General features: G+C 68.5%; 32 protein-coding genes and 1 tRNA gene. 15 read left to right on the top strand and 18 right to left on the bottom strand.

The features are described 5' to 3' along the window. Positions 1-23: 23 nt before the first annotated feature. Positions 24-716, bottom strand: a complete 693-nt coding sequence (locus DMP23_RS32945) for an SDR family oxidoreductase (protein WP_337823427.1) — start codon at positions 714-716, stop codon at positions 24-26. A 103-nt stretch (positions 717-819) separates the two neighbouring features. Between DMP23_RS32945 and DMP23_RS32940 the strand changes: the two genes are divergently transcribed. Beyond that, complete coding sequence (locus DMP23_RS32940) at positions 820-1,188, top strand: MerR family transcriptional regulator (RefSeq protein ID WP_337823426.1); 369 nt, start codon at positions 820-822, stop codon at positions 1,186-1,188. Here the strand turns inward: DMP23_RS32940 and DMP23_RS32935 are convergent. Genes DMP23_RS32935 through DMP23_RS32920 form a run of 4 tightly spaced genes read right to left on the bottom strand, consistent with a single transcriptional unit; the run spans position 1,185 to position 4,153 of the window. Further along, a complete protein-coding gene (locus tag DMP23_RS32935; RefSeq protein ID WP_337823425.1) occupies positions 1,185-1,895 on the bottom strand; it encodes an ESX secretion-associated protein EspG in 711 nt (236 codons plus the stop codon). The two genes, DMP23_RS32940 and DMP23_RS32935, sit on opposite strands and share 4 nt — an antisense overlap. Then, entirely contained in the window at positions 1,892-3,142 is a 1,251-nt protein-coding gene (locus tag DMP23_RS32930; RefSeq protein WP_337823424.1) for a hypothetical protein, read from the bottom strand. The genes DMP23_RS32935 and DMP23_RS32930 overlap by 4 nt, the downstream gene beginning before the upstream one ends. A gap of 1 nt (position 3,143) precedes the next feature. Further along, positions 3,144-3,758, bottom strand: a complete 615-nt coding sequence (locus DMP23_RS32925) for a DUF3558 domain-containing protein (protein WP_337823423.1) — start codon at positions 3,756-3,758, stop codon at positions 3,144-3,146. Continuing rightward, positions 3,755-4,153, bottom strand: a complete 399-nt coding sequence (locus tag DMP23_RS32920) for a hypothetical protein (protein ID WP_337823422.1) — start codon at positions 4,151-4,153, stop codon at positions 3,755-3,757. Before DMP23_RS32920 ends, DMP23_RS32925 begins: the two co-directional genes overlap by 4 nt. 182 nt (positions 4,154-4,335) lie before the next feature. On the opposite strand from DMP23_RS32920, the gene DMP23_RS32915 reads away from it, so the two are divergent. Beyond that, entirely contained in the window at positions 4,336-4,584 is a 249-nt protein-coding gene (locus tag DMP23_RS32915) for a helix-turn-helix domain-containing protein (protein WP_134727947.1), read from the top strand. Here the strand turns inward: DMP23_RS32915 and DMP23_RS32910 are convergent. From DMP23_RS32910 to DMP23_RS32900, 3 genes are all read right to left on the bottom strand, one after another. Further along, positions 4,581-5,225: a VC0807 family protein gene (locus DMP23_RS32910; protein ID WP_336157031.1), complete on the bottom strand. Its 645-nt coding sequence runs from the start codon at positions 5,223-5,225 to the stop codon at positions 4,581-4,583. The two genes, DMP23_RS32915 and DMP23_RS32910, sit on opposite strands and share 4 nt — an antisense overlap. 92 nt (positions 5,226-5,317) lie before the next feature. Continuing rightward, positions 5,318-6,073: a decaprenylphospho-beta-D-erythro-pentofuranosid-2-ulose 2-reductase gene (locus tag DMP23_RS32905; protein ID WP_037807140.1), complete on the bottom strand. Its 756-nt coding sequence runs from the start codon at positions 6,071-6,073 to the stop codon at positions 5,318-5,320. Then, a complete protein-coding gene (locus tag DMP23_RS32900) occupies positions 6,070-7,443 on the bottom strand; it encodes an FAD-binding oxidoreductase (RefSeq protein ID WP_337823421.1) in 1,374 nt (457 codons plus the stop codon). The genes DMP23_RS32905 and DMP23_RS32900 overlap by 4 nt, the downstream gene beginning before the upstream one ends. A gap of 145 nt (positions 7,444-7,588) precedes the next feature. On the opposite strand from DMP23_RS32900, the gene DMP23_RS32895 reads away from it, so the two are divergent. From DMP23_RS32895 to DMP23_RS32885, 3 genes are all read left to right on the top strand, one after another. After that, a complete protein-coding gene (locus DMP23_RS32895; protein WP_037807142.1) occupies positions 7,589-8,056 on the top strand; it encodes a GtrA family protein in 468 nt (155 codons plus the stop codon). 5 nt (positions 8,057-8,061) lie between these two features. Beyond that, on the top strand, positions 8,062-9,972 hold the full coding sequence (locus tag DMP23_RS32890; RefSeq protein WP_337823420.1) for a glycosyltransferase: 1,911 nt from the start codon (positions 8,062-8,064) through the stop codon (positions 9,970-9,972). Positions 9,973-10,048: 76 nt separating this feature from the next. Further along, positions 10,049-11,047 (top strand): acyl-CoA dehydrogenase family protein, encoded by a 999-nt coding sequence (locus DMP23_RS32885; RefSeq protein ID WP_337823419.1) that lies wholly within the window; start codon positions 10,049-10,051, stop codon positions 11,045-11,047. Here the strand turns inward: DMP23_RS32885 and DMP23_RS32880 are convergent. Continuing rightward, positions 11,044-11,286, bottom strand: coding sequence for a hypothetical protein (locus DMP23_RS32880; RefSeq protein WP_337823418.1), 243 nt, complete (start codon positions 11,284-11,286; stop codon positions 11,044-11,046). The two genes, DMP23_RS32885 and DMP23_RS32880, sit on opposite strands and share 4 nt — an antisense overlap. 166 nt (positions 11,287-11,452) lie before the next feature. Here DMP23_RS32880 and DMP23_RS32875 point away from each other — a divergent pair, with 166 nt between their 5' ends. From DMP23_RS32875 to DMP23_RS32865, 3 genes are read left to right on the top strand one after another with little or no spacing between them, the layout of a single operon-like run. Next, complete coding sequence (locus DMP23_RS32875; RefSeq protein WP_238603593.1) at positions 11,453-12,220, top strand: ESX secretion-associated protein EspG; 768 nt, start codon at positions 11,453-11,455, stop codon at positions 12,218-12,220. 32 nt (positions 12,221-12,252) lie between these two features. Further along, the gene (locus DMP23_RS32870; protein ID WP_043837773.1) at positions 12,253-12,672 is read left to right on the top strand and encodes a hypothetical protein; all 420 of its coding nucleotides are present in this window, start codon (positions 12,253-12,255) and stop codon (positions 12,670-12,672) included. Then, positions 12,669-13,859: a hypothetical protein gene (locus DMP23_RS32865; RefSeq protein ID WP_337823417.1), complete on the top strand. Its 1,191-nt coding sequence runs from the start codon at positions 12,669-12,671 to the stop codon at positions 13,857-13,859. The genes DMP23_RS32870 and DMP23_RS32865 overlap by 4 nt, the downstream gene beginning before the upstream one ends. Before the next feature lie 54 nt (positions 13,860-13,913). On the opposite strand, the gene glfT1 is transcribed toward DMP23_RS32865, so the two are convergent. Genes glfT1 through wzm form a run of 3 tightly spaced genes read right to left on the bottom strand, consistent with a single transcriptional unit; the run spans position 13,914 to position 16,594 of the window. After that, positions 13,914-14,822: a galactofuranosyltransferase GlfT1 gene (gene glfT1 / locus DMP23_RS32860; RefSeq protein ID WP_037807159.1), complete on the bottom strand. Its 909-nt coding sequence runs from the start codon at positions 14,820-14,822 to the stop codon at positions 13,914-13,916. Beyond that, on the bottom strand, positions 14,822-15,637 hold the full coding sequence (gene wzt / locus DMP23_RS32855) for a galactan export ABC transporter ATP-binding subunit Wzt/RfbE (RefSeq protein WP_037369048.1): 816 nt from the start codon (positions 15,635-15,637) through the stop codon (positions 14,822-14,824). Before wzt ends, glfT1 begins: the two co-directional genes overlap by 1 nt. Before the next feature lie 3 nt (positions 15,638-15,640). Further along, positions 15,641-16,594: a galactan export ABC transporter permease subunit Wzm/RfbD gene (gene wzm / locus DMP23_RS32850; protein WP_134664093.1), complete on the bottom strand. Its 954-nt coding sequence runs from the start codon at positions 16,592-16,594 to the stop codon at positions 15,641-15,643. 114 nt (positions 16,595-16,708) lie between these two features. On the opposite strand from wzm, the gene DMP23_RS32845 reads away from it, so the two are divergent. Continuing rightward, the gene (locus DMP23_RS32845; RefSeq protein ID WP_337823416.1) at positions 16,709-17,974 is read left to right on the top strand and encodes a polysaccharide pyruvyl transferase family protein; all 1,266 of its coding nucleotides are present in this window, start codon (positions 16,709-16,711) and stop codon (positions 17,972-17,974) included. A 65-nt stretch (positions 17,975-18,039) separates the two neighbouring features. Further along, the gene (locus DMP23_RS32840; RefSeq protein WP_337823415.1) at positions 18,040-19,203 is read left to right on the top strand and encodes an epoxide hydrolase family protein; all 1,164 of its coding nucleotides are present in this window, start codon (positions 18,040-18,042) and stop codon (positions 19,201-19,203) included. Here the strand turns inward: DMP23_RS32840 and DMP23_RS32835 are convergent. Beyond that, the gene (locus DMP23_RS32835) at positions 19,200-19,778 is read right to left on the bottom strand and encodes a bacterial proteasome activator family protein (RefSeq protein WP_037807169.1); all 579 of its coding nucleotides are present in this window, start codon (positions 19,776-19,778) and stop codon (positions 19,200-19,202) included. The two genes, DMP23_RS32840 and DMP23_RS32835, sit on opposite strands and share 4 nt — an antisense overlap. A 100-nt stretch (positions 19,779-19,878) precedes the next feature. Between DMP23_RS32835 and DMP23_RS32830 the strand changes: the two genes are divergently transcribed. Further along, entirely contained in the window at positions 19,879-21,078 is a 1,200-nt protein-coding gene (locus DMP23_RS32830) for a cysteine desulfurase-like protein (RefSeq protein WP_037807172.1), read from the top strand. Positions 21,079-21,087: 9 nt separating this feature from the next. Here the strand turns inward: DMP23_RS32830 and DMP23_RS32825 are convergent, their stop codons facing one another. Further along, entirely contained in the window at positions 21,088-22,065 is a 978-nt protein-coding gene (locus DMP23_RS32825) for an NAD(P)H-quinone oxidoreductase (protein ID WP_037807175.1), read from the bottom strand. Positions 22,066-22,085: 20 nt separating this feature from the next. Further along, positions 22,086-23,018, bottom strand: coding sequence for a KPN_02809 family neutral zinc metallopeptidase (gene ypfJ / locus DMP23_RS32820; protein ID WP_037807178.1), 933 nt, complete (start codon positions 23,016-23,018; stop codon positions 22,086-22,088). A gap of 514 nt (positions 23,019-23,532) precedes the next feature. On the opposite strand from ypfJ, the gene DMP23_RS32815 reads away from it, so the two are divergent. From DMP23_RS32815 to DMP23_RS32805, 3 genes are all read left to right on the top strand, one after another. Next, positions 23,533-24,024 (top strand): MarR family winged helix-turn-helix transcriptional regulator, encoded by a 492-nt coding sequence (locus DMP23_RS32815; RefSeq protein ID WP_107050862.1) that lies wholly within the window; start codon positions 23,533-23,535, stop codon positions 24,022-24,024. 2 nt (positions 24,025-24,026) lie between these two features. Then, positions 24,027-24,111: transfer RNA gene (locus DMP23_RS32810), tRNA-Ser, on the top strand. Positions 24,112-24,233: 122 nt separating this feature from the next. Continuing rightward, complete coding sequence (locus tag DMP23_RS32805) at positions 24,234-24,431, top strand: KTSC domain-containing protein (RefSeq protein ID WP_200864486.1); 198 nt, start codon at positions 24,234-24,236, stop codon at positions 24,429-24,431. Positions 24,432-24,439: 8 nt separating this feature from the next. Here DMP23_RS32805 and DMP23_RS32800 read toward each other — a convergent pair whose 3' ends face one another. Then, positions 24,440-24,721, bottom strand: coding sequence for a DUF2277 domain-containing protein (locus DMP23_RS32800; protein ID WP_037807183.1), 282 nt, complete (start codon positions 24,719-24,721; stop codon positions 24,440-24,442). Between the two features lie 92 nt (positions 24,722-24,813). On the opposite strand from DMP23_RS32800, the gene DMP23_RS32795 reads away from it, so the two are divergent. After that, positions 24,814-25,755 (top strand): Ldh family oxidoreductase, encoded by a 942-nt coding sequence (locus DMP23_RS32795; protein ID WP_037807185.1) that lies wholly within the window; start codon positions 24,814-24,816, stop codon positions 25,753-25,755. Positions 25,756-25,953: 198 nt separating this feature from the next. Here the strand turns inward: DMP23_RS32795 and DMP23_RS32790 are convergent, their stop codons facing one another. Together DMP23_RS32790 and DMP23_RS32785 are read right to left on the bottom strand one after the other, a co-directional pair. Then, positions 25,954-26,175: an RNA-binding S4 domain-containing protein gene (locus tag DMP23_RS32790; protein ID WP_037807659.1), complete on the bottom strand. Its 222-nt coding sequence runs from the start codon at positions 26,173-26,175 to the stop codon at positions 25,954-25,956. Between the two features lie 13 nt (positions 26,176-26,188). Further along, positions 26,189-26,938 (bottom strand): trypsin-like serine peptidase, encoded by a 750-nt coding sequence (locus tag DMP23_RS32785; protein ID WP_134664081.1) that lies wholly within the window; start codon positions 26,936-26,938, stop codon positions 26,189-26,191. Between the last annotated feature and the right edge of the window lie 20 nt (positions 26,939-26,958).

The raw sequence follows: 26,958 nt of genomic DNA, 5'->3' as shown, positions 1-26,958 counted from the left end.
GCAGAATCCCTGCCCGCTCGACCTCAGTCGCCCAGCAGCGCCGGGTACAGCACCGTCGGATGCGCGGACAGCCCGGCTTTCGCCGTCGCGCTGTCCGCGTCCGCGATGATTTCGATTTCTCCCGCTTCCAACCCGTCCAACGCGGCGCGGACGACGTCGGCGGGGTCGTTTTTCGGGATGTCGAAGCTGGCCATCATGTCGGTGTCGGTACTGGCCATGACCAGGCCGCTCACCAGCGTGTGCTGCGCCAGCAGTTCCAGCCGCACCGAGTTGGTCATGCTCCACGCCGCCGATTTGGACGCGGCGTATCCCGCGGAGCCCGGGTAGGTCGCCCAGGACAGGGCGGACAGAACATTCAGAATCGCGCCATTCTTCAACCCTGGCGCGAATGCCCGGATTACCCGCAGCGGGCCGAAGAAATTGGTCTCCATTTCCCGCCGGATCGAGTCCAGGTCGCCGGTCACCAGGTCGGTGAAGGAAGCGATTCCGGCGTTGTTGATCAGCAACGTGACGTCCGGGGCGGCGGCAGCGGCGGCCGCGATCGAATCGGGATCGGTGACGTCCAGCGGCAGCGGCACCGCGCCGTCGAGGTCGACGGGACGGCGAGCGGTGGCGTAGACCTTGGCCGCGCCGCGGTCCAGCAGGGCGCGGACGAAGTGGGTGCCGAGTCCGCGTCCGGCACCGGTGACCAGTGCGGTCGAGCCTGCGATCTGCATGAGGTTCTCCTGGGAAAGCCGTAGGAAGGGGGACAACGGCTATCCTGGATCCTGACGTCAATGTCAGGTTCTCGTGTTTGTGGTACGGATCACGGAGGCTCGGATGCGGATCGGCGAGGTGGCGGAGCGCGCCGGGGTCAGCGTGCGTTCGCTGCGCTACTACGAGCAGCAGGGGCTGATCGAGTCGACGCGCACGTCGGGCGGGCAGCGCCGCTACGGCGAGGACGCGGTGTCGTGGGTCGGGCTGATCCAGCAGCTCTACGCGGCGGGGCTGTCCAGCGCGACTATCCGCGAGCTGATGCCGTGCCTGCACGCGGGCGTCAGCACGCCGGAATCGCGCGTTCGGCTGCGGGAGGAAAAGGCCCGGCTCGACGAGCACATCTCCGGTCTCGAACGCACTCGCGAGCGGCTGGAAAAGATGATCGCGTTGGCGGAGGCGCCGAATCCGCATTGCCCGGTCGTGCTGGACTAAAGGGCGGCGGAGGTGTCGTTCAGGATCTTGACGATCGCACGCGGGTCGCCGGGGATCAGCTCGGTCCGGTCGTCGGTGGTCCGGTACGTCAGGACTCGGCCGGCTTCCAGGTCCAGGGCGAAAATCGGACCGCCGGTGAGGTGCCTGCCGCCGGCCCGGCGGCCGACGTACAGCTGATGCACCGCTTGGCGGGGCTGATCCAGGACTGAATTGAGGTACTCGGCGCTGGTGCTTTCGTCGAACGGGTCCGGTGCCTCGTCGGACGCGATCGACACCGAGCGCACCGGCGCGCCGGGGATCTGCGGAAGCGCGTCGAAAAGCGCGGTGGCCAGCCGGTTCGGGGCGATCTGCCGGATCTCGACCACGTCGTCCTGCACGGACACCCGTACCGCGTCCGCCCCGCGCTGGGCGACCAATGCGCTGCGATCGGTCCCGGTGCTGAATTGCGAGTGCGCGAAGTATTCGCTCTCGGCGTAGGCGATCACCTGCAAGGTCGCCCGCAGGTGCGGTGTCGGCGTCTCGTCGCGCGCGAGCCCGAGTTGCGTGAGGTACTCGATGGTCTCGGCGTGCAGCCGACGGTCCGCGCCGTCCTTCACCCAAAGCCGTTTGCCGCTGAGCAGCGGGTGCATTTCGCCGAGGTCGAGCATGTCCCACACCATGGACAACACCGCGGTCGGCAGCCGCACCGTGGAATCCAGTCCGGTCATGCGCCGAGAGTGGGCGGCGTCGACCGGAGGCCGGTGACGGGATCGATGGTGGCTTCCTCGTCGGAGAAAATGTCGTCGGTGTCGAGGACGTACTTGCGGTTGTGCTCGGCGTCGTCTTCTTTCTTGCCGCCGCGGCCGCCGCTCATCCCGGCCCCGGGCATACCGCGCTCGCCGGCCGCACCTCCGCGCAGCGCACCCGTCCCCGCGCCGCCACTGCCTCGCGGGCCGAACTCTCCGGCTCCGACCCGCGAACCGCCGCCCGGACCGCGGGGCGTGATCGCGGTGCCTCCGCTCTCCCCGCCGGTCGAGCCGAACCCGATGCCCGGGGTGTAGCCGAGACCAGACCCGCCGGAACTCGGGCCGGACCCGCCGGGCTGGTACCCGCCGAGCCCCGGAGGGGTGAACCGGGACTGACCGGAACCGGTCGGCTCGACGTAGCCGGAGGTGCTGGTCGCGTCGGCCGGATTCGGCGAATGCGGGTAGCTGCCCGGGCTGCCGCTGTAGGGCCCGCTGTCGCGGTTGTGGCCTCCGCTGACACCGGGGCCGCCCTGGCTGCTCGCCCCGCTCGCTCCGGGAGGTTGGTCGCCTGGTCCAGTCTCACGCGGGTCAGGACCTCCCGGCCGCCAACCGCCGGGGCCGGGCGGGCCTGGTGGCGGATGGCCCGGGCCAGGAACGTTCGGCTGCTGGTTGACCGTGACGCCGCCGTCGTACGCGCCGAGCTTGCCGTAGTCGTACTTCAACTGCCCCGAATTGGACTGGGTCTGGTGGGTGAATTCCTGGTAGAGCTGCAGATTCTTGGCCGAAGCCTCGTTGTGGCTGCGCATCTCGGACAGCACGTCGGAGTCGAACAGGTTCTTCCCGCTCTTCAGTGCGTTCGTGAGCGGTTCCGCCGACATGGGGGCCATCTGGTTGCGCAGATTGTCGAGCATCGCCGCCGCGGAAGCGTGCGTGCCGCTGTTGTCGTGGAACGTTTGCTGCGCACCGGTCATCGAGGAACGCACCGTTCGCAGCCGCTGCGAGACCTTGTCCGCCGAAGCGCCGCTCCAGACGGATTCGAGACCGCCGAGAATCTCCGAGACGTCCTGGCTGACTGCTTCCTGATCCCGCGCCAGTCCCTTGGCGATGTCGCTTCCTTCATGCCACACCCCGGGCTGCGCTGCCTGGATCTGCGGGACGATCTCCTCGATCGGCACCGTCATTTCCTGGTATTTGTCGAGCAGCGCCTTGGTGGACTCCACCCAGCCCATGTCACCGCCCCGCTTTCTTCTTGAGCGTGGTGACCACGTCCCCGGTGACGTCGGCCGCGAGCCCGCAGGCGTCAGCTTTGCCACTGTTGGAGTCGCCGAGGTCGAGTCCGACCTCGAATTCGAGAGTGTCGGAGAGCCCGACCGCTACCTGGCACCCATCTGTTCGCGGTCCCGGCTTCGGGTCGTACGCGACGGCGGGGTAGCCCTGGATGGGCGGAAGCACCTCGAAACGCTTCATCTGCGGCTTGACCTGCTTGTAGATGATGCTCAAGCCTTCGCGTTGCTTGGTCGTGTAGAAGATCGTCAGCATTGAGCCGCCCTGGTGGTCAGACCAGGTGCATTTGGGGCCGAGCGGTCCATCCTCGGGTTTGCCGACGAGGTCGGCGCCGAAGTTGACGCGGATCTGCTGCGCGTCGAGTGCATCGCACGCGCTTCCGGAGAGAACGGAGTCGGGAAGCGGGTTCTCGACCTTCGGAGCACCACCGTAGGGCGGTACCTCTCCGCCCGGCAGCGAGCTGCTGCTCGCCGCCGGAGTCGGGTGCCCGCCGGTGGTGCCCGAACAAGCGGCGAGCAGGGCCGCCGAGCTGAGCAGGACGATCGGCATGCGGAATTTCATTCCGTAGTTCCCCGGTTGTTGAAACTGTTGAGTCGGCCAGCTTGCTGCTGATCGCTTGATTTTGTCATGCCGAGCGCTTCCGCGATGCGCTGGATGAATTCATCGACGTAGGCGATCTGAAGGTCGATGTGGCCCCCGCCGTAAGAGTAGGCCCCCATTTTTGCGGTGCCGTCGCCAACCATTGCCACATGCGCGGCGAGCGTCGACGGATCCTGCGACGGAGTCCTCATCCCGCACAGGTTGACCGCCTTCCGGTGCATCTCCGTCAGCGTCTCTTTGATGCCCTTCAGCTTGCTGAGCAGCTGTTTCGCCTCATCGGGTTCCAGGACGAAGCCGTCCGGCGCGGTCGTCTTGGCCTGCCCGCTCGCGACGATGAACGCCGTGTCCTCCCACACCTGTGCCCCCTCGACGCTGGTGTCGGCAATTGGTTACAGGTAGCACGGTAGCCGATCAATCACCCGCGGTGGACTCGATTCTGAAAGGTGCTCGACGACTAGACATAAACGCTATAGACATAACTGCTCTAGTCATTTGTGCTCTGGTTTTGCTGGCGCTAGACGTGTGTGATTAGTCGACCATGGCCAAGCCTCCGATCTCCGCTGCCGCGCGCATTATCGGCGAGCGCGTGCGCGAGTTCCGGCACAAGGCTGGCCTCAATCAGGAGCAGCTGGCCGAGGCGGCTGGGGTGCACTGGACGTTCGTCAGCCAGGTCGAGCGCGGCTTGCGCAACATCAACCTGCACAACCTGCTCAAGTTCGCCGACGGGCTCGGGGTGAATCCGGCGAAGCTCGTCGACGGGTTGCGTCCGCCGCCAGACCCGGATTAGCCCTGGGCAGAGTCCACTGTGGATGGACGCATCACCTGGCGAAATGTGCCTTCCCGGAGCAGCAGAATCTGCGTGATCACCTGCAGTCCAACGAAAAACGCGACTGACAGCCCGGCGTCGAGTGCGGGGACGTCGTCGACCGGCAGGGTGTACGCCATCCCGATGCTCAGTCCACTGTGGACCAGACTGCCGACGCCCCACACCACGGTCAGCGTCCGCCACACCCGGCGGAACGACGGGCGGGCCTCCCACGCCGCGTCCAGCCGGGAGCCTCGGCCGGGCAGCAGTGCGCGGGCCGCCTGGTAGGTCGTCGGGTACTGGCCGACGACCAGGCTCGCCAGCAGCCAGACGCCTGCGAGCGTGCTGAACCAGGCTCCGCGCACCAGCATCAGCCGGGCGTCGCCGGTCATCAGGGTGGTGGCCAGGCCGACGGCCAGGAACATCAGGACGAGCAGGCCGATCCCGTCCACGCGACGCCGGGTGACCAGCGTGTACAGCACGCGCAGCGCGGGCGGCAGACCGCTCAGCAGCAGCGCCCACACGGGCGGGACGGCGAAGGCCCGGAGCAGGTAATAGCCGCCGACTGGCGCGCCGAGGTCGATCAGCAGCGCGGCCAGCGACGAGCGGAATTCGTTCCCCATGTCCCGAGTTTCGGCGCGGCGGGCGCCTCAGGACATCGTCGAGCCGGTCAGCCCGGCATCCACCGTTCGGTGGAGGCCGGGCCGGGAGAACGTCAGACCGGCAGCTTGCGGAAGATCGGCCGCGGCACGTGCCGCAGGATCGACATCACCAGCCGGAACTCCGACGGCGACCACACGAGGTCCTTGCCCTTGCGCGCGGCCTCGACCGCGACGTCGGCGACCTGCTCGGCGGTCCGGGTCAGCGGAGCGTCCTTCATCCCGGCGGTCATCTTGGTCTTGACCTGGCCCGACCGGACGACGGTCACCTGCACGCCGTGCGGCGCGAGCGCCTCGCCGAGACCGAGGTAGAAGCCGTCGAAACCGGCCTTGCTCGAGCCGTACACGAAGTTCGACCGGCGGACCCGCTCGCCCGCCACCGACGACAGCGCGATGACCTTGCCGTGGCCCTGCGTCTTGAGCTTCTCCGACAGCGCCACGCCGACCGACACCGCGGCGGTGTAGTTGACCGTCGCCAGCTCGACCGCCTTGCCGTGGTCCTGCCACAGCTCCTCGGCCTCGCCGAGCAGGCCGAACGCGACCACCGTGACGTCGATGTCGCCGCCAGCGAACGCCTCGTCCAGCACCTTCGGGTGGGACGCGAGGTCCTTGGCGTCAAAGGCCACAGTGGACACCTCGGCGCCGCGATCCTTCAGACGCTGCGCGGCTTCCTCCAGCCGCGGCGAAGGACGGCCGGCCAGCACGACCCGCAGCGGCTTCTCCGCGAGGTACTTCTCCGCGATCGCCAGCGCGATGTCGGACGTGCCGCCGAGCAGCAGCAGGGACTGGGGGTTACCGACCGCGTCGATCACAGTGCGAGCCTCCGGCTCATGTCAGAGGCGAAAACGCCTTCGGGGTCAACGGAAGCGCGCACCTTGCGCCACTCCTCCAGCCGCGGGTACATCTTCGCGAACGTCTCGGGCGAGGTGCGCGAGTCCTTCGCGGTGTACAGGCGGCCGTTCGCGTCCAGGACCATCTCGTCCATTTCCTCGCAGAACCGGCTGAGCCCGTTCTTGATCGGGAAGTCGACGCTCAGCATCCAGCCCGGCGCGGGCCAGGACATCGGAGCCGGGTTCGAGTCGCCCATGCGCTTGAACACGTTCAGGAACGAGTAGTGCCCGGACCGCGAGATGGCCCGGCAGATGCCCTTGAGCTGGTCTTCCGCGCCGAACGGCACGGAGAACTGGTACTGCAGGAAGCCCTTGCTGCCGTACGCGCGGTTCCACTCGCTCAGCATGTCGAGGGGGTGATAGAACTGCGTCAGGTTCTGGATCTTGCCGCGCGCGCCCTTCTTGGGCACGGTCTTCTGCCACAGCTCGTTGATCAAGCCGAAGGTGAGCTTGTTGCCGAGCCCGTTCGGGAACACGTCCGGCAACGTCAGCAGCTGCGGCGCGTCGAACTTCAACGGGTTGCTGCGCAGCTTCGGCGGCAGCTGGTCGAGCTTCGCGAGCGAACCGCGCGAGAACGTGGCGCGGCCGAGGCGGCTGTCGGACGAGATCAAGTCCGGCACCGACATCGAGTAGTCGTAGGTGAGGTCTGAACCATCGGTGAAGAGCCCGAGGGTCTCGTCGAGGTTCGAGGTGCGGTCGGCGTCCACGTAGAAGTACGCCGTTTCCGTCTTCTTCATCCGCACCGTGGCGCGGACGATGATCCCGGTGAGCCCGATCCCCGCCACGGTCGCCCAGAACAGCTCCGAATCCGGGCCCTCCGGGGTGAGCGTGCGCACAGATCCGTCGGCGGTGAGCAGGTCCATCGACACGACGTGGTTGCCGAAGCTGCCCGCCGAGTGGTGGTTCTTGCCGTGGATGTCGTTGGCGATCGCGCCGCCGATGGTCACCTGGCGGGTGCCCGGCAGGACCGGGACCCACAGGCCGTACGGCAGCGCCTCGCGCATCAGCTTGTCGAGGCTGACGCCCGCGTCGAGGTCGACGAGGCCGGAGTCCGGGTCGATCGAGTGGATGCGGTCGAGCACGGTCATGTCGACGACCAGGCCGCCCGCGTTCTGCGCCGGGTCGCCGTAGGAGCGGCCGAGCCCGCGAGCGATGACCCCGCGCGGGCCTGCGGAGGCGACGGCGCGGGCGATCGCGTCGACGTCGCGGGTGCTCAGCACGTCGGCGACGGTGCCAGCGGTGCGGCCCCAGCCGGTGAGCGTGCGGCGCTGTGTCTCGGGTGCTTGGGTCACGCGGACCAGGGTAGCCACGCCGAACACCGCCCGGAACGTGACCCTGAAGTGCTCGCTTCTACACTTTGCGCATCAAGGCACAAGCGTCCGAGCGTCGAAGTGGGTAATACGGACACTGACGCAATAGGCCGAGAAGGTATTCCAAGTGGTGGCTACAGAACCGCAGAGTGACCAAGCGCAGCCGGTGCCCGCGGGCCCCGGTCTGCTGGGCCAGCTGATCCGGTTCGGCGTGATCGGCGGCTTCTGCGCCCTGCTCGACCTGGGCACGTACTCGCTGCTGCGAGCGGTCGGCATGGACGGGGCCCCGTGGGCGGACGTCGCTCGCGCGATCAGCTTCGTCGTGGGCACGACGACCGCGTTCTTCCTGAACCGGCGGTTCACCTTCGCCGAGGGCAAGCGCGACGGGAACGCCCAGATCGGCGGGTTCGTTCTGCTGTACGCGGTGACCTTCTTCGTGACGATCGGCGTGAATCGGCTCATGCTGAACGTCCTGCCGGAGATGGCGTGGAAGGCCACCCTCGCCTGGGTCGTGTCCCAGGGGACGGCCACCGTGATCAATTTCGTGATGCTCAAGTGGGTCGTGTTCCGTGTACGGCCGGTAAAGGAGAACTGAGTTCGATGCCCGGTAAAGCAGCCCCGGTCGCGGAGGCGGCCCCCGCAGGCCAGACGCGGTTCGCCGAACACGCCCCCGAAGGCAGGCTCACGGCCCAGCGCGGGCTGTACGCCGGGCCGGCTCCGATCGTCAGCAAGGACATGTACGCCGAGGTCGTGCAGGGCAACGCCCAGCGCGAGCGCGGCAGCGTCGTGCTCGAGCCGTCCGCGAAGGTCACCGGAAACACCTACTTCGGCCGCTTCCCGGCCAGCTACTGGCAGCGCTGGACCACCGCGACCGAGGTCAAGCTGGAAGCCGTCGTCACCGGCGACGGGCTGCTGTCGCTCGGCGCGTCCGACATGCTCGGCGACCCGCGCGTGGTCGACGCCAAGCAGGTGGCCGGCGTGAAGGGCGCCAAGGTCGAGCTCACCGGCAAGCTGGACAAGTTCTACGACGGCGGCGCGCTGTGGCTCGACCTCGAGACCGAGGGCGGCCAGACGCTGCGGGTCGAGCAGGTCCGCTGGACCGTCGACGCGCCGGAGTCGATCCGCCCCACCGCGGTCACCATCTGCACCATGAACCGCGCCGACGACTGCCTGAAGAACCTCCAGGCGCTCGCCGCGGACGTGTCCTCGCTCGACACCCTCGACGCCATCTACGTCGCCGACCAGGGCACCGACCTGGTCGAATCGCGCGAAGGCTTCGAGCAGGTCGCGAAGGACCTCGGCGATAAGCTGCACTACATCAAGCAGCCGAACCTCGGCGGGGCCGGCGGCTTCACCCGCGGCCTGTACGAGGTGGCCGGGCACACCGCCACCGAGCACGCGAACGTGCTGTTCATGGACGACGACGTGCTGCTCGAGCCGGACCTCGTCGTGCGCGTCACGGCCTTCTCCAACCGCTCGGCCAACCCGATCATCGTCGGCGGCCAGATGCTCAACCTGCTGCACCCGAACCAGCTGCACGTCGGCGCCGAGTACGCCCGGCTGAACACGCTGGAGCCGGGGCAGCCGGTGCAGCACTCGCTGTCCACCGCGGACCTGCTCGGCGTCGACGAGGAGACCGGGGCCCCGAACCGCCAGGAACGCCGCCTCGACGCCGGGTACAACGGCTGGTGGTCGTGCCTGATCCCGTACGAGGTCGTCAAGGCCATCGGCTACCCGCTGCCGTTCTTCTTCCAGTGGGACGACGCGGAGTACTCCTACCGGGCCCGCGAATACGGCTTCCCCACGGTGACCCTGCCGGGCGCCGGCGTGTGGCACGCGGACTTCCACTGGAAGGACTGGGACGAGTGGCACCGGTACTTCAACCTGCGCAACTCGATCATCACCGCCGCGCTGCACTCGCCGTTCAACCTGAACCTGCTCTCCCGCGTGCTGATGGCGCAGCTGGTGCGCTACCTGCTCGGGATGCAGTACGGCCTGTCCGCGACGCTGATCAAGGCGGTCGAGGACTTCCTGGAGGGCCCGGAAATCCTGCGCGACGGCGGCGTCGAGGCGATGAAGGAGATCCGCCGGATCCGCGACGCGTACCCGGAGACCAAGCGGCACAAGGCCACTGACGTGCCGGGCATCGCGTCCAACGACATCGGCATCATCAACAGCGCGCCGCGGCCGAGCATGCAGCGGCTCGTGCTGATCAAGCGCATCCTCGACAAGGTGCTCGGCCGCAGCCGCTTCGGGCTCGGCGCGGTGCCGATCGACGAGGCGCACTGGTGGCACATCGCGCTGTTCGACACCGCCGTGGTCACCGACGCGTCGCAGGAAGGCGTGCGCGTGCGCAGCTACGACAAGGTCAAGATGTTCGACCTCGCCAAGCGCGGCGCGAAGGTGATCAACCGGCTGCGCAAGGAAGGCGCCGGCGTGCAGGAGCAGTACAAGCGCGCGATGCCGGAACTCACCTCGCGGGAGAACTGGAAGCGGCTGTACGAGCTGTGATTGCCTGAGCTGGTCCGAAAAGGGCGTCTCGCGTTCGGCGGGACGCCCTTTTTGTCTTTTTGGGTAGCTTGGTTTCATGGCCGACCTGGTTTCCCGCGCGCGGGCTCTTGCCGACGATCTGTTGTTTCCGGCGGCAGCTGAGGTGGACCGGCTAGGCGTGGTGCCGCGGTCGCATTTCGACGCGCTCGCCGAGGAGGGGTTCTACGGTCTCGCCGCGCCGGATTCCGGGGTCGACCTCGATCAGCTGGTCGGAGTGCTCGAAGCGCTGGCCGGCGGGTGTCTGAGCACCGCGTTCACCTGGCTGCAGCACCACGGGCTCGTCGCCGGGCTGGCCGCGACGGACCGGGCGGACCTGCGCGAACGCTATCTGCCGGACCTGATCAGCGGACGGCTGCGCGCGGGCGTCGCGTACGCGGGCGTGATTCCGACGCCGCCGAAAGTGCGGGTCCAGCGCGTCGACGGCGGCTACCGGTTCGACGGCGAAGCGCCGTTCGTGAGCGGCTGGGACGCGATCGATCTGCTGCAGTTGTCGGGGCGCGACGGCGACACGGTGGTCAACGCGCTGGTGTCGCCGATCGTCGGGCACAGTCTGGTCGCCGAGCCGTTGACGCTCATGGCCGCGCAGGGAACCGCGACCGTGCGGCTGAAACTCGACAACCACTTCATTCCCGACGAATCGGTTTTCGCCCAGGTCAGCTACGACAAATTCGTGGCTGGCAATACGTTTGCCGCGCGGCTCAACGGATGTGCGCCGCTTGGTCTAGCCGAACGCTGCGCCTGCTTGATCGAGGCGGCGGGCGAGGAGGAAACGGCGACGGCGCTGCGGTCCGAACAGGACGAAATCCGCCGTCGGCTCAACGCCGGTCTCGCTGATCCGGCCACGCTCCCGGCGGCCCGCGCGGCCGGCGCCGAGCTGGCGTACCGGTCGGCAGGCGCGCTCGCCGCGGCGACGGGCAGCCGCGCGGTGCTGGCCGGAGCGCACGCCGGCCGGCTGGTGCGCGAGGCGACGTTCCTGCTCGTGGCCGCGAGCAGACCGGAGATCCGCGCCGGACTGCTCGCCCTCGCCCGTCGCTAAACGGACAGGCCGAATTTGCCCTTTCGGCTCAGGTCGTCGACATAAGCGGCGGCCACGTGGACGAAATTTACCGAAACAGTGTTGCCGTCCCGGGTTTCCCATGAGTGGACGCCGCCGTGTTTCAGGAGGTCCGGGAGCTTTTCCTGAACGGTCGAGGAACTGTCGGCGGTGAGCGGGAAGATCAACGGTTCCCCGCCGGCCGAGAGGTGCAGGACGAGTGCTGGTTTGGGATCTGCCATGAATCCATGGCAGCAGCGGGTGATCATCGGCGGCAAGAGCGGTTCGCCGACAGCGGATCCGCTCACAGCGGAAGCGGATCTCGCCCCGGTCGCGGAGCCGATGGCCGCGACGGTGCGGAGTGGACTACGGTTTCGCCCGGGGAGAGACCGGATTTAGGGGTGGGTCGTGCCGTACACGTTGACGCTGTCACCGGCAGCGGTGGATCTCCTGCTGGCCGAACTCGGGCTCGGCCGCGCGCCGCTGCCGTTCGAGGTGCCGCACATCGGCATCACCGGCGAGGAACGCGCCGCGGTGCGCGACGCCGTCTTCCGCGACCTCGACAGCCGCGGACTGCTGCGGCGCGGGACCGTCGACGACGACGTCCAGATCGCGCTCGCCACGTTCGCCCGGCCCGGCCTCGCGGTGTCCGCGGCGGCCAAGCTCGGCGACGAGCAGCTGTTCGCGCGCGTGGCGTCCAACGGCACGTTCGCGGTGCTGGTCTGCCAGCGGGATGGGATGTTCACCTTCGAGGAGGTCCGCCCGACCGGCATCGTCCCGGCGATCGTCGACCTGCTGCCGCTCACGCCCGCCGCGCCGGGGCAGTCGGTGACCGTCGCGCGGCCGGCGAAGCAGCCGGTCCGGGGAGACGCGTACGACCCGTTCGCCGGGGTCAGCGGCCCGCGTACGCACAATCCGCAACTGCGGTCCGTCCAGCGGATCTTCGAGAAGCCGCGGCTGGCGGTCGGCGAGTTCACGCCGTACGTGGGCGACGGCAACGGCCACGAGAAGGCGCTGCCGTCGCTCGTGTGGTTCGACACCGAACTCGGCCGCTACCTGCTCAGCACGCGCGATTCCAGCGACGGCAACCGCTGGCTCACCTACGCGCCCGCCGACAATGCCCGTCTGGCCCAACAACTGTTCACCCAGCTTGAAGGCTATTCGGCAAACGCCTGACCGGAGCGGCTCGCGTCGGTAAACTCCGGCGCATGAGCACTGATCCGCTGGCGGCAGGCGGGCTGAACGCCAAGGGCATCGCCGAAGCCGCGGCCGAAACGCACAAGCTGGCCGGCACCGCGAAAGCCGGCGGGTTCAGCATCGACGGCGACGCACTCGGTGACCTGCGCAAAGCGCTCACCGACATGGTCACGCGCCTGGAACGGCTCAAGCCGCAGACCCAGGCGCTGACGACCGCGCCGAAGCTCGGCAGCCACCCGTACGGGCACACCGTGGCCGAACACGACCGCAAGAGCGGAGCCGACGCGCCCGGGTCGGCGCTGGACGTCCTGGACCAGTTCGGCCGGATCCTGAAGGAAGCCGACGAGGCGCTCGCGCGCGCCGGCGGGGTCTACACCGAGAACGAGAACCAGGCCATCGACTCCCACCGCACCGTGAAGGGCACCGAATGAGCACGCCGCAGCCGGGGCTCGCGCCGTCGGACGCCGACTACCTCGGGCACCCGCACCAGCAGCTGAAGTCGTACGTCGAGTCGAATCTCGACGTGGAGCAGGTTTCCTCGGTGTCGCACGCGTACACCGAGGTGCAGAAGGCGTTCGAGGAGTTCGCGACGCAGCTGGGCGAGGCCGTGAAGAAGGCCGCGCACGCGTGGAGCGGCGAGGCGGCGGCCGGTGCGCAGGCGTATTTCGTGAGCCTTGCGGAATGGGCCGAGGCGAATGGCCAGAACGCGAAGCTGGCCGCGCAGATCGTGGAGGAACAGGCGTCCGCCGCGCAGGCGGCGAAGCACTCGATGCCGGACGCGGTCCCGTTCGACTGGTCCGAGGAATTCGACAAATGGTCGCACGCGAGCCCGCTCGAAATGAGCAATGAGATCGACGCGACGCTGAAGAAGCAGCAGGACAGCCGTTCCGCGCACGAGCAGGCCGCGGAGACGATGTCGAAGTACGACTCGTCGCTGTACTCGTCGGGTTCGAAGCAGCCGACTTTCGCGCATCCGCCGAAGTTCGGGGTCGCCGCTGGTGGCGGTGCCGCGGTGGTGATGCCGACTGGTCCGGAGCACCACGACGCCGCTCCCGCTCCCGCTCCTGCCCCTGCGCCCGCTCCGGCTCCGGCTGTGGCCGACGCTGGTTCGGCCTCCTCGGGTGCCGCTGCCGCTGCCGGTGGCGGTGCCGCAGTGGCTGGGCACACGAGCGCGCCGACCGTGAGCGGCCCGAGCCAGTTCACCGGTGCGGTTCACCAGCCGATGCCGGACAGCGCGACCACCGCGGCCGGTTACGCACCGCCCGCGGCCCAGGCGTCCCCCGGCGGCGGCAACGCCGGAGCGGCCGGAATGGGCATGGGCGCGATGCCGATGGGCGGCATGATGGGCGGTGGCGGCGGAGGTTTCGGCGCCGACGAAGAACACGAAACCAAGGTCGGCCGCGGCGGCGGCGCCGGCTCGTTCGGCCCCGGCGACGGAGCGGGCGCAGCGGACGTAGCCGCCGGAGGAATGGGCGGCGCCCCAGCCCGCCCGGGCATGGGCTTCGGAGCCCGCCCGTACGACGACGGAAACGACCAGCCCGCGTTCGTCATGGAAATCGAGGACGACGAGGTATTCGGCAGCGGACATCGGTCCGCGCCGCCGGTGATCGGGGAATAGCCTGAGAGTCCGTTGTGGACGGTGGAGTCATCGTCCACAACGGACTGACCGGGGTCAGTACCGGTAAAACTTCTCCGCGCGTCCCTGCCGCACCAGCTTCAGCCACTGCACGAACGCCTTCGGGTCCCGCTTCACGCCCACGAAGTACAACCCGAAGCGCAGCACTTCCAGCGCCCCGATTTTCCGCATTCCCGGCTGCGACAGCAAATACCCGCGGTTGCGGTAGGTGTAATACCGCTTGACCTCGTTCTCCGGGTCCTGTGCGTGGAATTTCCCGCCCAGCATCGGCTTGAATTCGTCCGAGCCGTCGGGGTGCAGGTAGGTCGTGCGCAGCGACGTGCCGAACGGCAGGCCGGACCGCACCAGGCGGCGGTGCAGTTCCACCTCGTCGCCGCGGAAGAACAGGCGCAGGTCGGGTACCCCGGTGACGTCCAAAGTGGACGCGCGGAACAACGCGCCATTCATCAACGACGCGATGCCCGGCAGGAAATCGGTGCCCAGTTCGGCCGACGAGCGCTTCCAGGTGAGGCCGCGGCGCAGCGGGAACGCGAGTTTCGCCGGGGCGTCGATGTTGGCCACCACCGGGGAAATCTCGGCGAGACCGCGCTTTTCAGCTTCCTCCAGCAGGATTTCGAGCACGTGCTCGTCCGCCGGGCGGCCGTCGTCGTCGGCGAGCCATACCCAGTCCGCGCCGAGCGACAGTGCGTGCAGCATGCCGAGCGCGAAACCGCCCGCGCCGCCGAGGTTCCGGTGCGACGGGAGGTACGTGTACGGCAGCGGGAAGGCCTCCACGACGTCCCGCGCGGACTTGTCCGGGCCGTTGTCGACCACCACGAGGTGGTCGACCGGCCGGGTCTGGGCGGCGATGATCTTCAGCGAGTCCGCGAGCAGCTCGCGCCGGTGCCGCGTGACCACCACGCCGACGACGGCGCCCTCGGGCAGCTCTCGCGTCTCGCCGGCCATCATTCCCCGCCGTTCGTCGTGGTCGCGGGCTCGATGCCGAGGCGCTCGAGACCTTCCTGGCTCATGTTCTCGAACGGGTCGCGGCCCTTGTACTCGGTGAGCACCTCGCGCAGCGAACCCTGCTTCTTCAGATGTCCCTCGTCCATCCAGATCGCCGAATCGCACAGCTCGAAGAGGAACTCGTCGGAGTGGCTCGCGAACACCAGGATGCCGGACCGCTTGACCAGGTCCTTGAGCCGGTCGCGGGCCTTGTTGAGGAACGCCGCGTCGACCGCGCCGATGCCCTCGTCCAGGATCAGGATCTCCGGGTCGATCGAGGTCACCACGCCGAGCGCGAGCCGCACCCGCATGCCGGTGGAGTACGTCCGCAGCGGCATCTGCAGGTAATCGCCGAGTTCGGTGAACTCCGCGATGTCGTCGACCCGCTTCTCCATTTCCTTGGCGCTCATGCCGAGGAACAGGCCGCGGATGATGATGTTCTCCTCGCCGGAGATCTCCGGGTCCATGCCGATGCCGAGGTCGAACACCGGCGCGATCTTGCCGACGATCCGCGAGGAACCGCGGGTCGGCTCGTAGATCCCGGCGAGCAGCCGCAGCAGCGTGGACTTGCCCGCGCCGTTGTGCCCGACGAGACCGACCCGGTCGCCCTCGCGGAGGCTGACCGACACGTCGTGCAGCGCCTCGATGATCGGCACCTTCTGCTCGGTGCCGATCTTGCCGCCGACCTTGCCGAGCACGCGCTTTTTCATCGAACGCGTCTTCGCGTCGAAAATCGGGAAGTCCACGTACGCGTTGTGGACGTCAATGCTGACCATCTGTCACACCCAATACGAGACGCGAGACCGGTAATTGCGCATAGCGACGAGCGCGAGCGCCCATCCGACGACGGTGATGCCGCCGACCACGACCCAGCTGGTCCAGCTCACCGCCTGCCCGATGAGCGGCGACCGCACCACCTGCATGTAGTGGTAAAGCGGGTTCAGCTTGATGATCGGCAACGCCCACGACGCGCCGTCCCGCGCGCCGCCGGACAGCAGCTGGTCGACCGGCCAGACGATCGGGGTGCCGTAGAACATCAGCTGGATCAGCGAGTTGATCAGCTGCGGAATGTCGCGGAACCGGGTCGAGATGATGCCGAGCAGCAGCGCCGCCCAGCCCGCGGTGAGGGCGAGCAGCACGAACCCGGGAATGGCGAGGAAAATGTTCCAGCTCAGGCCCGGGTGGCAGTACTTGTCCGGAGTGCAGACGCCGTCCTTCGACCCCAGCGAATACGGGGAATCGAGCGCCGAGAAGAAAATGATCAGCAGCACGACGTAGACGATCATGTTGTGCGCCAGCAGCAGCGTCTGCCGCCAGATCGTGCGCAGCACGTACACGCTGAGCGGCGCGGGGACCTGTTTGATCAGGCCCTCGTTCGCGATGAACGTCTCCATGCCTTCGGTGAGGCAGCCCTGGATGAAGCCCCAGATGATGAAGCCGGTGGAGAGGTAGGGCAGGAACACCTCGATCGGCGTCCGGAACAGCTGCGAGTACAGCAGGCCGAGACCGAGCGCGATGACACCCTGGCTGATGGTGATCCAGAACGGCCCGATGATGGACCGCCGGTACCGCTGCTTGATGTCCTGCCAGCCGAGATGGGTCCACAGCTCGCGGGAGGCCAAACCGGTCTTGATGTCGTCGATCGCACGCCCGAACGTCTTGCTGTCCGACGACGGTGGAACCGGAGTCGAGACATCGGGTTCGGCTGCGTGAACCGTGCTGGTGGCATGCACGTGGACGAGGGTACCGATGGGGCGCGCCGGGCTAGGCTCGACCCGTCGCGCGGCCGCTTCGTCCCTTCTCACCCGTGCTGTCTGACAGAGTGTGCGCGACGTTACGATAAGCCAATGCCGGTCCCCGAAATCAGCACTTCGCACCCGGAGTCTGTTTCTTCGCGTGCGCAGTATCACCTGGTCGCACCTGTGGGCCACCCCAACTACGGCGACGAGCTCATCACCGCGGGCTGGCTGGCTTATCTCGCGGAGACCGCTCCGGACGCCGACGTGTGGGTGGACACTCACTCGCCGGGGCCGGCGAGCGTCCTGCTCGACGGCATTCACCCGCGGGCGAAGTTCACCGACACTTTGTGGCGGCTGTGCTGGGAAGCTCCGGACGACGATCCGTGGCGCGCCGCCGCCTGGGTGCGCGACGCGGTGCACAACCCGGGCATGATGCCGCGGCTGCACCACAGCATCGAACTGCTGGCGAAGGCCGACGTCGTGCACGTCGTCGGCGGGGGATACATCAACAAACTGTGGCCCAAGCAGATCGGCCTGCTGGCAGGCGCGGTCGCCGCGGTCGAACGGTCCGGCGGCCGGGCGGCCATGACCGGACAGGGCTTGCAGCCGGCCTGTGAAGGCTCGGTCCCGCTGCTGAAGGCGCTCGCCGACCGGTTCGAGGTGGTCGAGGTCCGCGACGGTGCGTCAGCGGATCTGCTGGGCCGCCCGGTCGGCCTGGACGACGCCTTCCTCGCCATCGGGCCGGAGCGGTACGACCACGCCGAAGACCTGCCCGAAGTGATGCTGTGCCTGCAATCCGACCTGGTCGAGGTCGGCATCGGTGCGGTGGCCGGCGCGGTGCTTTCCATGCTGCGCGCGTGGAAGACGGACCCGGCGAAGATCGGCATCGTCGAAGGCGTGCCCCGAGTCGACCGTGAAGTCTTTTCGTTGCTCGAACGCGAATTGCCGGGTGCGCGGTTTTATCCGTTTTCGCACATTTGGACGCATGGCCTTCCCGTCGGGTCGGAACAAACCTGGATTTCCACCCGATTCCACATTCACATGCTGGCTGCCGCGGCCGGGGCCTCCGGCGTCGCGGTGAGCATCCACCCGGACTATTACGCCACGAAGCACCGTTCCCTCGCCGAGCTCGGTTCGAACTGGACGCTGCTCGAAGACCTCTCCCAGGTCCCAGACCGCCCGACCGCGGGCGGCTACGCGGAAGAGACGCTGGCTGACTTCAAGAACAGCAAGCGGAAGGTCGCCGAGCAGGTTTACGCGCCGGTGGTCCGCCCGGTCCCCGAGGAGCCCGAACCGGAGCCGGAGCCCGAGCCGCTCGCGCAGGAGGAGCCGCCCGCTCAGCGGCGACGGTGGGCGCGGCGGATCCGCAACTGAACGGACGGGAAGCCCTCGTCGATTGAGGACCGGAACAGTCCGCAATCCTCCCTAACGTCGTCGCCATGACCGAGACCCCGTTCCGGATCCACATCCCGCAGTCCGACCTGGACGACCTCCACCGTCGTCTCGCCGACGCGCGCTGGCCGGACCCATTCGACGACCCGGCGTGGGAGCTGGGCATTCCGGTGCCCGAAGTCCAAGACCTCGCCGACTACTGGCGCCTGGGCTTCGACTGGCGCGCCCAGGAAGAACGCATCAACGGCTTCCCCCAGTTCACCACCACCGTCGACGGCGCCACCATCCACTTCCTGCACCTCAAATCCCCCGAACCGAACGCCATCCCGCTCATCCTCACCCACGGCTGGCCCGGTTCGATCGTCGAATTCCTCGACCTCATCGGCCCCCTCGCCGACCCCCGGGCGTACGGCGGCGATCCGGCCGCGGCGTTCCACGTCGTCGTTCCCTCTGTGCCCGGGTTCGCCTTTTCCGGGCCGACGCCTGACCGCGGCTGGGGACCGGCTCGGACGGCGCGTGCGTGGGCGGAGTTGATGTCCCGCCTCGGGTATCAAAGCTTCGGCACCCACGGCGGCGACTGGGGTGCGTTGATCTCCCGCGAACTCGCCGTCCAATTCCCGGAGCGGATCATCGGGGCGCACGTGACGATGCTGCCGTCCGCGGTAGCGCGCAGCGAGGCCGATCTGGAAGGGCTCAGCGGGGCAGAGCTGGCGAAAGGGCAGCGGTCACTGGAGAAAGCGCGGGCCTTCCAGCAAACCGGCGTCGGCTACGCGATGATCCAGTCCACCAAGCCGCAAACGCTTGCCTACGGTCTCACCGACTCCCCGGCCGGGCAGCTGGCCTGGATCGCGGAGAAGTTCCGGGCTTTCTCGAACACCGACCACGACCTGATCGACCGCGACGATCTGCTCGCCAACGTCTCGCTCTACTGGTTCACCCGCACCGCCGCGTCGTCCTCGCGGATCTACGCCTACCAAGACGTCCAGTGGGGCGCACCGCTGCCGAAGTCGACCGTGCCGACCGCCGTCGCGGTGTTCCCGGACGACATCGGGCTTCCGCTGCGGCACCTGGCCGAGCGCACCGACCGGATCGTGCGGTGGACCGAACTTCCGCGCGGCGGGCACTTCCCGGCGCTCGAAGAACCCGATCTGCTGATCGGGGATCTTCGAGCGTTCTTCGCCGCGGAAAGCCCGGAGAGCCCGGAAAGCTAGAGGTACTGCCCGGTTCCGGTGATGCCGTGCCCGTGCCCCTCGCCCGGGTGGCCGCCGGAACCGGACGACCCCGCGGGCAGGCCGCGGCGCATCTGCTCCAGTTGCACCCGCGCGGCCATCTGCTGGGCGAACAGCGCGGTCTGGATGCCGTGGAACAGCCCCTCCAGCCAGCCGACCAGCTGGGCCTGCGCGATCCGCAGTTCGGCGTCCGAGGGGGTTTCGTTGTCGGTGAACGGGCGCACCAGGCGCTCCAGTTCCTCGCGCAGCTCGGGGGCGAGGGCCTCCTCCAGTTCGCGCACCGACGTCTGGTGGATCTCGCGGACCCGGTTGCGGCTGGCGTCGTCCAGCGGCGCGGCGCGGACCTCCTCCAGCAGCTGCTTGATCATGGTCCCGATGCGCATCACCTTGGCCGGTTCCTCGACCAGGTCGCCGACGGACTCGTTTTCCTCGCCCTCGGGTGCCGCCTGCGCGGTGCCGACCGGGACGCCGTCCGGTCCGACGACGACCACGCGCGGCGCGTCCGCGTCCCCGGCTGCGCCCGTTCCCCCGAAGTTCGGCTCGCTCATATGCTCCATCCCCGTCGGTTGGCGGTCCTGACCCGAGCCTAGCGGCCGTTCGGGCAGTTCTGCCCAACCCCGCGGCAACCGCGAAACCGCACGTCCGTACGGTGTCCCCATGGCGTTCGACGTCGCTCGTATCCGTGGGCTCTTCCCCGCGCTTGGCGACGGCTGGATTCACTTCGACGGCGCCGCCGGAATGCTCGTGCCCGAACAGGTCGCTTCGGCCGTTTCGACAGCTATGCGGGCTCCGGTGTCCGGCCCGGGCGGAGCGTTTCCGGCCTCTCAGCGGGCGGAAAGCATCGTCACCGCGGCCCGCCGGGCCGTGGCCGATCTGGTCGGGGCGGACCCGGCCGCCGTCGTGCTCGGCCCGAGCGCGCCGGTCCTGTTGCGCCGTCTCGTCGACGCGCTCGCCGAACGCTGGACGATCGGCGACGAGATCGTCGTCTCGCGGCTCGACGAAGAGGCCAACATCGCGCCGTGGCGGCGTGCCGCGAAACGCGTCGGCGCGGTCGTGCGCTGGAGCGAGATCGACATCGAGACGTGCGAACTGCCCGCGTGGCAGTACGAGAACCTCGTGTCCGCGCGGACGAAAGCGGTGTCGGTGACGCTGGCGTCCGGGTCCGTCGGGACCCGGCCGGACGTGCCGACGGTGATCGAATTCGCCAAGCGCGTCGGGGCGCTCGTCGTGGTCGACGCGACCTACGCCGCCCCGTTCGTGCCGCTTGACCTGCAAGAACTCGGTGCCGACGTCATGGTCGTCTCCGCTCCGTCGTGGGGCGGACCGGCGGTCGGCGCGCTCGTGTTCCGCGATCCGGAGCTGCTGGAGCGCATCTCGTCGGTATCGCTCGACCCGGCCGCGACCGGTCCCGCGCGGCTCGAACTCGGCCCGCACGCGTACCCGCTGCTGGCCGGGGTCGTCGCGTCCATCGACTACCTCGCCGGCCTCGACGACGCCGCGACCGGTTCCCGCCGCGAACGGCTCGTGACGTCGCTCGGCTCGGCCAAGTCGTACCACGCGGGCCTGCTCGCGCAGCTGTCCACGGAACTGCGCTCGCTGCGGCACGTGATGGTGATCGGCGACGCGATGCGCCGGATCCCCGCCCTCGCGTTCGCCGTGGCCGGCGCCAAAGCGTCCCAGGTCGCCGAATACCTGGCGTCGCAAGGACTCTGCGCGTTCGCCGACGACGGCACCAGCGGCGTGTTCGCGTCGCTGGGCGTCGGCGAGGTCGGCGGAGCGGTGCGGATCGGGCTCGCGCACTACTCCAACGTGTTCGAGATCAACCAGCTGGTGCGGGTGCTCGAAGAACTGCGCTGAGGCGCCGCGTCACGACTTCGCGGCCAGCAGGACCTTCCCGAAGATGCTGCCCTCCTCGAGCATCCGGTGCGCGGACGCGGCCTCGGCCATCGGCACCACGTCGCCGACGATCGGCTGCACCGAACCCTGTTCCACCAAGGGCCACAAGCGATTCCGGACATCCGCGACGATCGCCGCTTTCTGGTCCAGCGGGCGGGCACGCAGCCCAGCCGCGAACACGCTCGCGCGTTTGCCCAGCAGCTTGCCGATGTTCAGCTCGCCCTTGATCCCGCCCTGCATGCCGATGATGACCAGGCGGCCGTCGGTGGCGAGCGCGTCGACGTTGCGGCCAAGGTACTTCGCGCCCATGTTGTCGAGGATGACGTCGGCGCCCTTCGTCTCGGCGCGCAGCACCTCGACGAAGTCCTCTTCCTTGTAGTTGATCGTGAGGTCCGCGCCGAGCTGGCGGCAGCGTTCGAGCCGTTCGGGCGAACCCGCGGTGACCGCGACGGTCGCGCCGAGCGCCTTGCCCACCTGGATCGCGTGCGTGCCGATGCCGCCCGCGCCGCCGTGCACCAGCAGGACCTGGCCCTCGCCGAGACCGGCGTGCATCACGACGTTCGCCCACACCGTGCAGGCCACCTCGGGCATCCCGGCCGCGGCGACCGTCTCGATTTCGGCGGGCACCGGCAGCAACTGCCCGGCCGGGACCGCGACGCGTTCGGCGTACCCGCCGCCGGCGAGCAGCGCGCACACCTCGTCGCCGACCTGCCAGCCCTCGACGCCCTCGCCGAGTTCGGCGATCGTGCCGGAGCATTCCAGGCCGAGGATGTCGCTCGCCCCAGGCGGCGGCGGGTAGTTGCCTTGCCGCTGCAGCAGGTCGGCGCGGTTGACCGCACTGGCCGTGACGTCCAGCAGCACCTCGCCGGGCCCGGGTTCCGGATCGGGGACCTCGGTCCATTCGAGCACGTCAGGGGCACCGGGTTCGCGGATCGTGATCGCGTGCATGCGCCCGACTGTATCCCGGGTCAGCCGAGATCGTTGGTGCTGAAGGTGTTGCAGCTCGCGGGCTGGCCGGTGCGGTAGCCGGTGGTGAACCACTTCTCGCGCTGCGCCGAGGTTCCGTGCGAGAAGCTCGACTTGTCGATGTGGCCGTTGCCGAGGTTCTTCTGGATGTAGTCGTCGCCGATCCGGGACGCGGTGTCGAGCGCGCGCGAGATGTCGTCCTGGGTGACGTCCTGGACCAGCGGTTTCCCGGAGCTGGTCGGGGTCGTGCTGGCGTGGTTGGCCCAGACGCCCGCGTAGCAGTCGGCCTGCAGTTCCAGCCGGACCGAGCCGGACGTCGGCCCGGTGCCGGTGCCGCGCTTGGACGTGCCGGTGAGGTTCTGCACGTGGTGGCCGTATTCGTGGGCCAGCACGTACGCCTCGGTGAACAGCCCGCCCTTCGCGCCGAAGCGGGTCTTCAGCTCGTTGAAGAACGACAGGTCGATGTACACGTACGAGTCGGCAGGGCAGTAGAACGGGCCGGTGTCCGACGTCGCGCCGCCGCAGCCGGTGCGCACGCCGCCGGTGAAGAAGCGGGTCGTCGCCTTGCGGTAGGTCTGGCCGGAACGGGAGAACTCCTGCGTCCAGTAGTCCTGGATGGAGTTGACGATCGCCACGATCGCGCAGTCGTGGTCGCGGTTCGCGTCGGCTCCGGTCTTGCACTTCTTCGCGAGCGTGCCGGCGTCCAATTGCTGCCCGGACTGGACGTCGCTGAGCCCGATCCCGCCCGCCGCGGGCGAGGTCCCGGTGCTGGGAATGCCGCCGAACTGGGAAAACAGGAAGTAGATGACCAGGCCGACGAGGCCGAGCCCGCCGCCGCCGATGGCCACGCGGCCGCCGATGCCGCCGCCCCCGCCGCTGCCGCGCATGTCCTGGATCTCAGAGGCGTCCAGATCCGCGTTGTCGTCGAATCGCACGCGGAAAGGGTAGCCGCAAACCTGGAAACAAGGCTGGGTGCGGCCCCTGCGCTGGGGGCCGCACCCAGGTACTACCGAGGTTTCGTTGACAGCGGTTGGCCACCGGCCGGGCTGGCGTCCGGCGCTGCCTTCGCGGTGCCGAGGCCGCGAAGAGAAGCAGCGGCATAACGACGCCGGTGCGCGTGGCCGATGCCGGAGCGCACGGGGTGCTCGTGCTGTTCGCAATCGCGACCGAACCGGAACGGGGCCGTGCCGATCGCGGGGACACAGCGGGCGGTCAACCGCGGGAACTACCTGCCATGCCACCACCTGGCCTTTCCCGGGGGGAGACCGGGGCCGGCGTGCCCTTCGGCGCGCTCCGGGATCCTCGTCGTCCCTCCGCTGTCTCCCGAGGATGCGCTTCTTCGCGCCGAGTCTCAACCTTTTCGTAACCCTCCATTGGGGGAAGTTCGGCCGGAAATTTCACGGCGGGCCGAAACAGCGGCGGCGAAACCGGCCTTCTAGGCTTCCGGATATGAGCGATGACCAGGACGTGCGCTGGCTCGACCCGGCAGAACAGCGCGCCTGGCGGGCCTACATCGTCGCGTCGCTGCGGCTGCGCCAGCGGCTGCACCGCGAACTGTCCGAAAGCCACGGCATCTCGCTCGCCGACTACGAGGTCCTGGTGTGCCTGAACCTGGCCCCGGACCGGTGCACCCGGATGACCGAACTGGCGGCGCAGCTGGGCTCGACGAAGAGCAGGCTGTCGCACCAGATCGGCAAACTGGAGGTCGCCGGGCTGGTCACCCGCCGCCCGGACCCGGAAGACAAACGCGGGGTGCTGACCGAGCTGACCGACGCCGGCCAGCGCGTACTGGACAAAGCCGCGCCGACGCACGTGCGCGGCGCCCGCGAGCACCTCGTCGACCTGCTGACGCCCGACGAGCAGACGGCGATGGCCACGGCGTTCACCCGGGTCCTCGAACACCTGGACGACGTCGAAGGACGGCGCGATACCCTGACCTAGAAGGAAGCGTGGCAGAGCGGCCGAATGCAGACGCCTTGAAAGCGTCCGTAGGGAAACCTACCGGGGGTTCAAATCCCTCCGCTTCCGCTTGACGCCTCGAGTGTCCGGCCCCGGATTCCGCGCATCCCGCGGGAGACGGGGCCGTTTTTCTCCGGCTGCCGGTCCCGCGTCCGCGCGGGTACCCTGACCGTGCTGTGCGCCGGGTTCCCGTGGAGTCTTCCGTCATTCGCGACGTCGGCTACGACGCCGCGAAGTCGGTGCTGGAAATCGGGTTCCGCAACGGCAGCGTCTACCGCTACCACCTCGTGCCCGCGCGGGTGCATCGCGAGCTGATGGCCGCCGAGAGCCCGGGGCGCTACCTCAACCAGGAGATCAAGCCGAGGTTTCCCGGGCAAGAGGCGGAGTGATTGCGGCGTCAGGCTTTCTTGGCCTCGCGCTGGGCGATCCGCGCCTGGACCTCCGGGCGGCGCAGCGGCGGCACGGTCGCGGGCGGCTGGCGGCGCTGCGGGAGTTCCTCCAGCAGTCGCGCGGTGATCTGGGCGATTTCGGCGACCGCCGCCTCGAACGGTTCGCGCGTCGCGTCCGAAAGGGACTGCACCCCGGTCACTTTGCGCACGTACTGGCGTGCCGCGGCTTCGATCTCGTCCGTGGTGGCGGCGGGCTGCAGGCCGCGGAGCGTCGTGATGTTTCGGCACATGCGCTTCAGGGTACGTCTCTGCGGCTGACCGCATCACACTCTAGGGCCAACCTCGTTGACGGGGTCCGAGAGCGCCCGGCAACCTTGATGAAGTGCCCCTCAGACCGCGTGCTCCCCGGCTCAGCCGCCCCGTCCCGGAAGTTCCCGCCGACACCCCGATTCCCGAGCAGGCCTGGCACCGCGTTCCCGCCGACGAACTGGTCACGCTCGTTTCCGTTGTCCTGATGGCACAAGGCTTTCCCGAAGAGCGTGCGCGTCCGGCCGCGGAAGCGTTGTGCCACGGCGATCTCACCGGCGCGCCGGAAACGGGCGTCGGGGAGTTGACGCGGGTGCATCTGCCCGCGATCGAAAACGGGTTGGTCAGTCCTGGCGCTCAGCCGTTGCTGATCGCCGATCGTGGGGCCGCGGCGCTCATTGATTACCGGCGGGCGTCCGGGCTTTGGGCGGTGGGCGACGCGATGGATCGCGCGGTGCAGCGGGCTGGGCGGTTTGGCGTCGGGCTGCTGTCGGTGCGTGGGGTCGGGCCGTTTGGGCGCGTTGGGCATCATGCTGCTCGAGCGTTGCCGCACGGGATGATCGGCATTGTGATGGCTGCCGGGGGGTATGCGGATCAGCCGGTGCATCCGTTGGGGATGGCTGCTCCTGCCGGGGCTTACCCGGAGTTTGTGTTCGATATCGATCTTGCTGATGCTGCTCGGAATCCGCAGTTCGCTGGGTTCGCTCTGATGGTGGATGTGCTGGCCGGGGTGCTGTCCGGGGTTGCTGATCATGAGCATGACACTGGGTTGCTGGTGCTGGCGATCGCGCCTACGACGTTGCGTAGTGCTGACGGGTTTTATCGGGCGGCCAGCGCGGTGTTCGGGAGCATGCTCGGGTGGGAGGGGGGTGCGCCGGTGCGGTATCCGGGGTGGCGGGAGGCTCAGTATTTGGAGCAGTGCCGGGCGTTGGGGGTGCCGTTGCCTGGGGCGGTGCGGAGGCAGCTGGATTCGTTGGCGTTGAAGTTGGGGAGGGCGCCGTTGTCTACGGTGGGGTGACTGCTCGTCGCCTGGCGGCGACCTCGCTTGTGGTCGCGTGGGGCACCCCGAAGCTTGATTGTGCTGACGGTCTGGGGGTGCTTGTCAAGGCGGGAAAGATGCCTTGACAAGCACCCCCAGACCGCAGATGAGCTTCGTATCGGGGTGCGGGGGAGGGGCTGGGTGCCTCGCTCGTTTGGTGTGCTCGCTGCGGTTTGCTTAGTGTTCCAGCGAGACTCTTGCGTTTTCGGTTCCGACTGTTACTACGTCGCCGTCTGCTAGTTGGCGGCCTCGGCGGGTTTCTACTTCGCCGTTGACCGTTACTTCTTCTGCGTCGATCAGGTCTTTTGCGTGCGAGCCGTTGTCCGCGAGGTCGGCCAGTTTCAGGAATTGGCCCAGCCGGATCGGCTCTCCGGTGATCGGGACGTCGCGCGTGCTCATGGGACGCATCATGTCACGGCATCGTCGTCGCTCGGTTGTACAGATCGGCGATCTGGTCGTCGAAGTAGCTCGAGTACGAGATGTCGTCGGTGTAGCCGCCTGCTTCGTAGCCGCCGATCACGCCTACTACGGTGCCCGTTTTCGTGTCGGGGGACGGGTCGGCTACCAGCGGGCTGCCGCTCGTGCCGGTGGCGAAGCCTGGGCAGTCGACTCTGATCTGGTGTTCGTCTTGCTGCTGGGTGTGCGTTTCGCAGGTGGCGACCTCGTCGACGCCGTCCGGGTAGCCGGCGACCGTCACGGGGCGCGCGAAGGGGCCGTTCGTGCCTAGTTGGTTGGCTCCCGTTACCGCTTCCAAGGGTTCGGGGGAACCGTCTTGGCGGGCGGTTGCGAAACCGACATCGAGGTTCGGATCGGACGAGTCGATCCAGCTCTGCGCGACCAGTTCGTTCCCGACCTGCCAGTATCCGTAGGGCGCGACGCCGTCGTGGAAACCCGGGGCGAAGGTGACATTGGCCAGGTAACCGCCGCCTTCGCCGTCGTGGAGGCAGTGTGCGGCGGTGAGCAGTTCGTCGCCTCGGGGGCTGTGCACGACGCTCGCGGTGCAGTAATGCGAGCCGTCGACGAACAGTGCGCCGATGGACGCTTGGATCGGCTTCGCCGGGGTCGACGGGGCGACCGCTGGTTCCGCTGCGTGCTCAGCACAAGCCACGATGGTCCCGCTCGCACTCATTAGTGCGAACAGCCCGATCACCGTGCGCCGCATGCCACCTCCAGTACTGGTCC

This window comes from Amycolatopsis sp. A1MSW2902 (genome assembly GCF_017312175.1).
GTDB classification, from domain to species: Bacteria; Actinomycetota; Actinomycetes; order Mycobacteriales; family Pseudonocardiaceae; genus Amycolatopsis; species Amycolatopsis nivea.
This window is presented reverse-complemented; position numbering and strand designations above follow the sequence as displayed.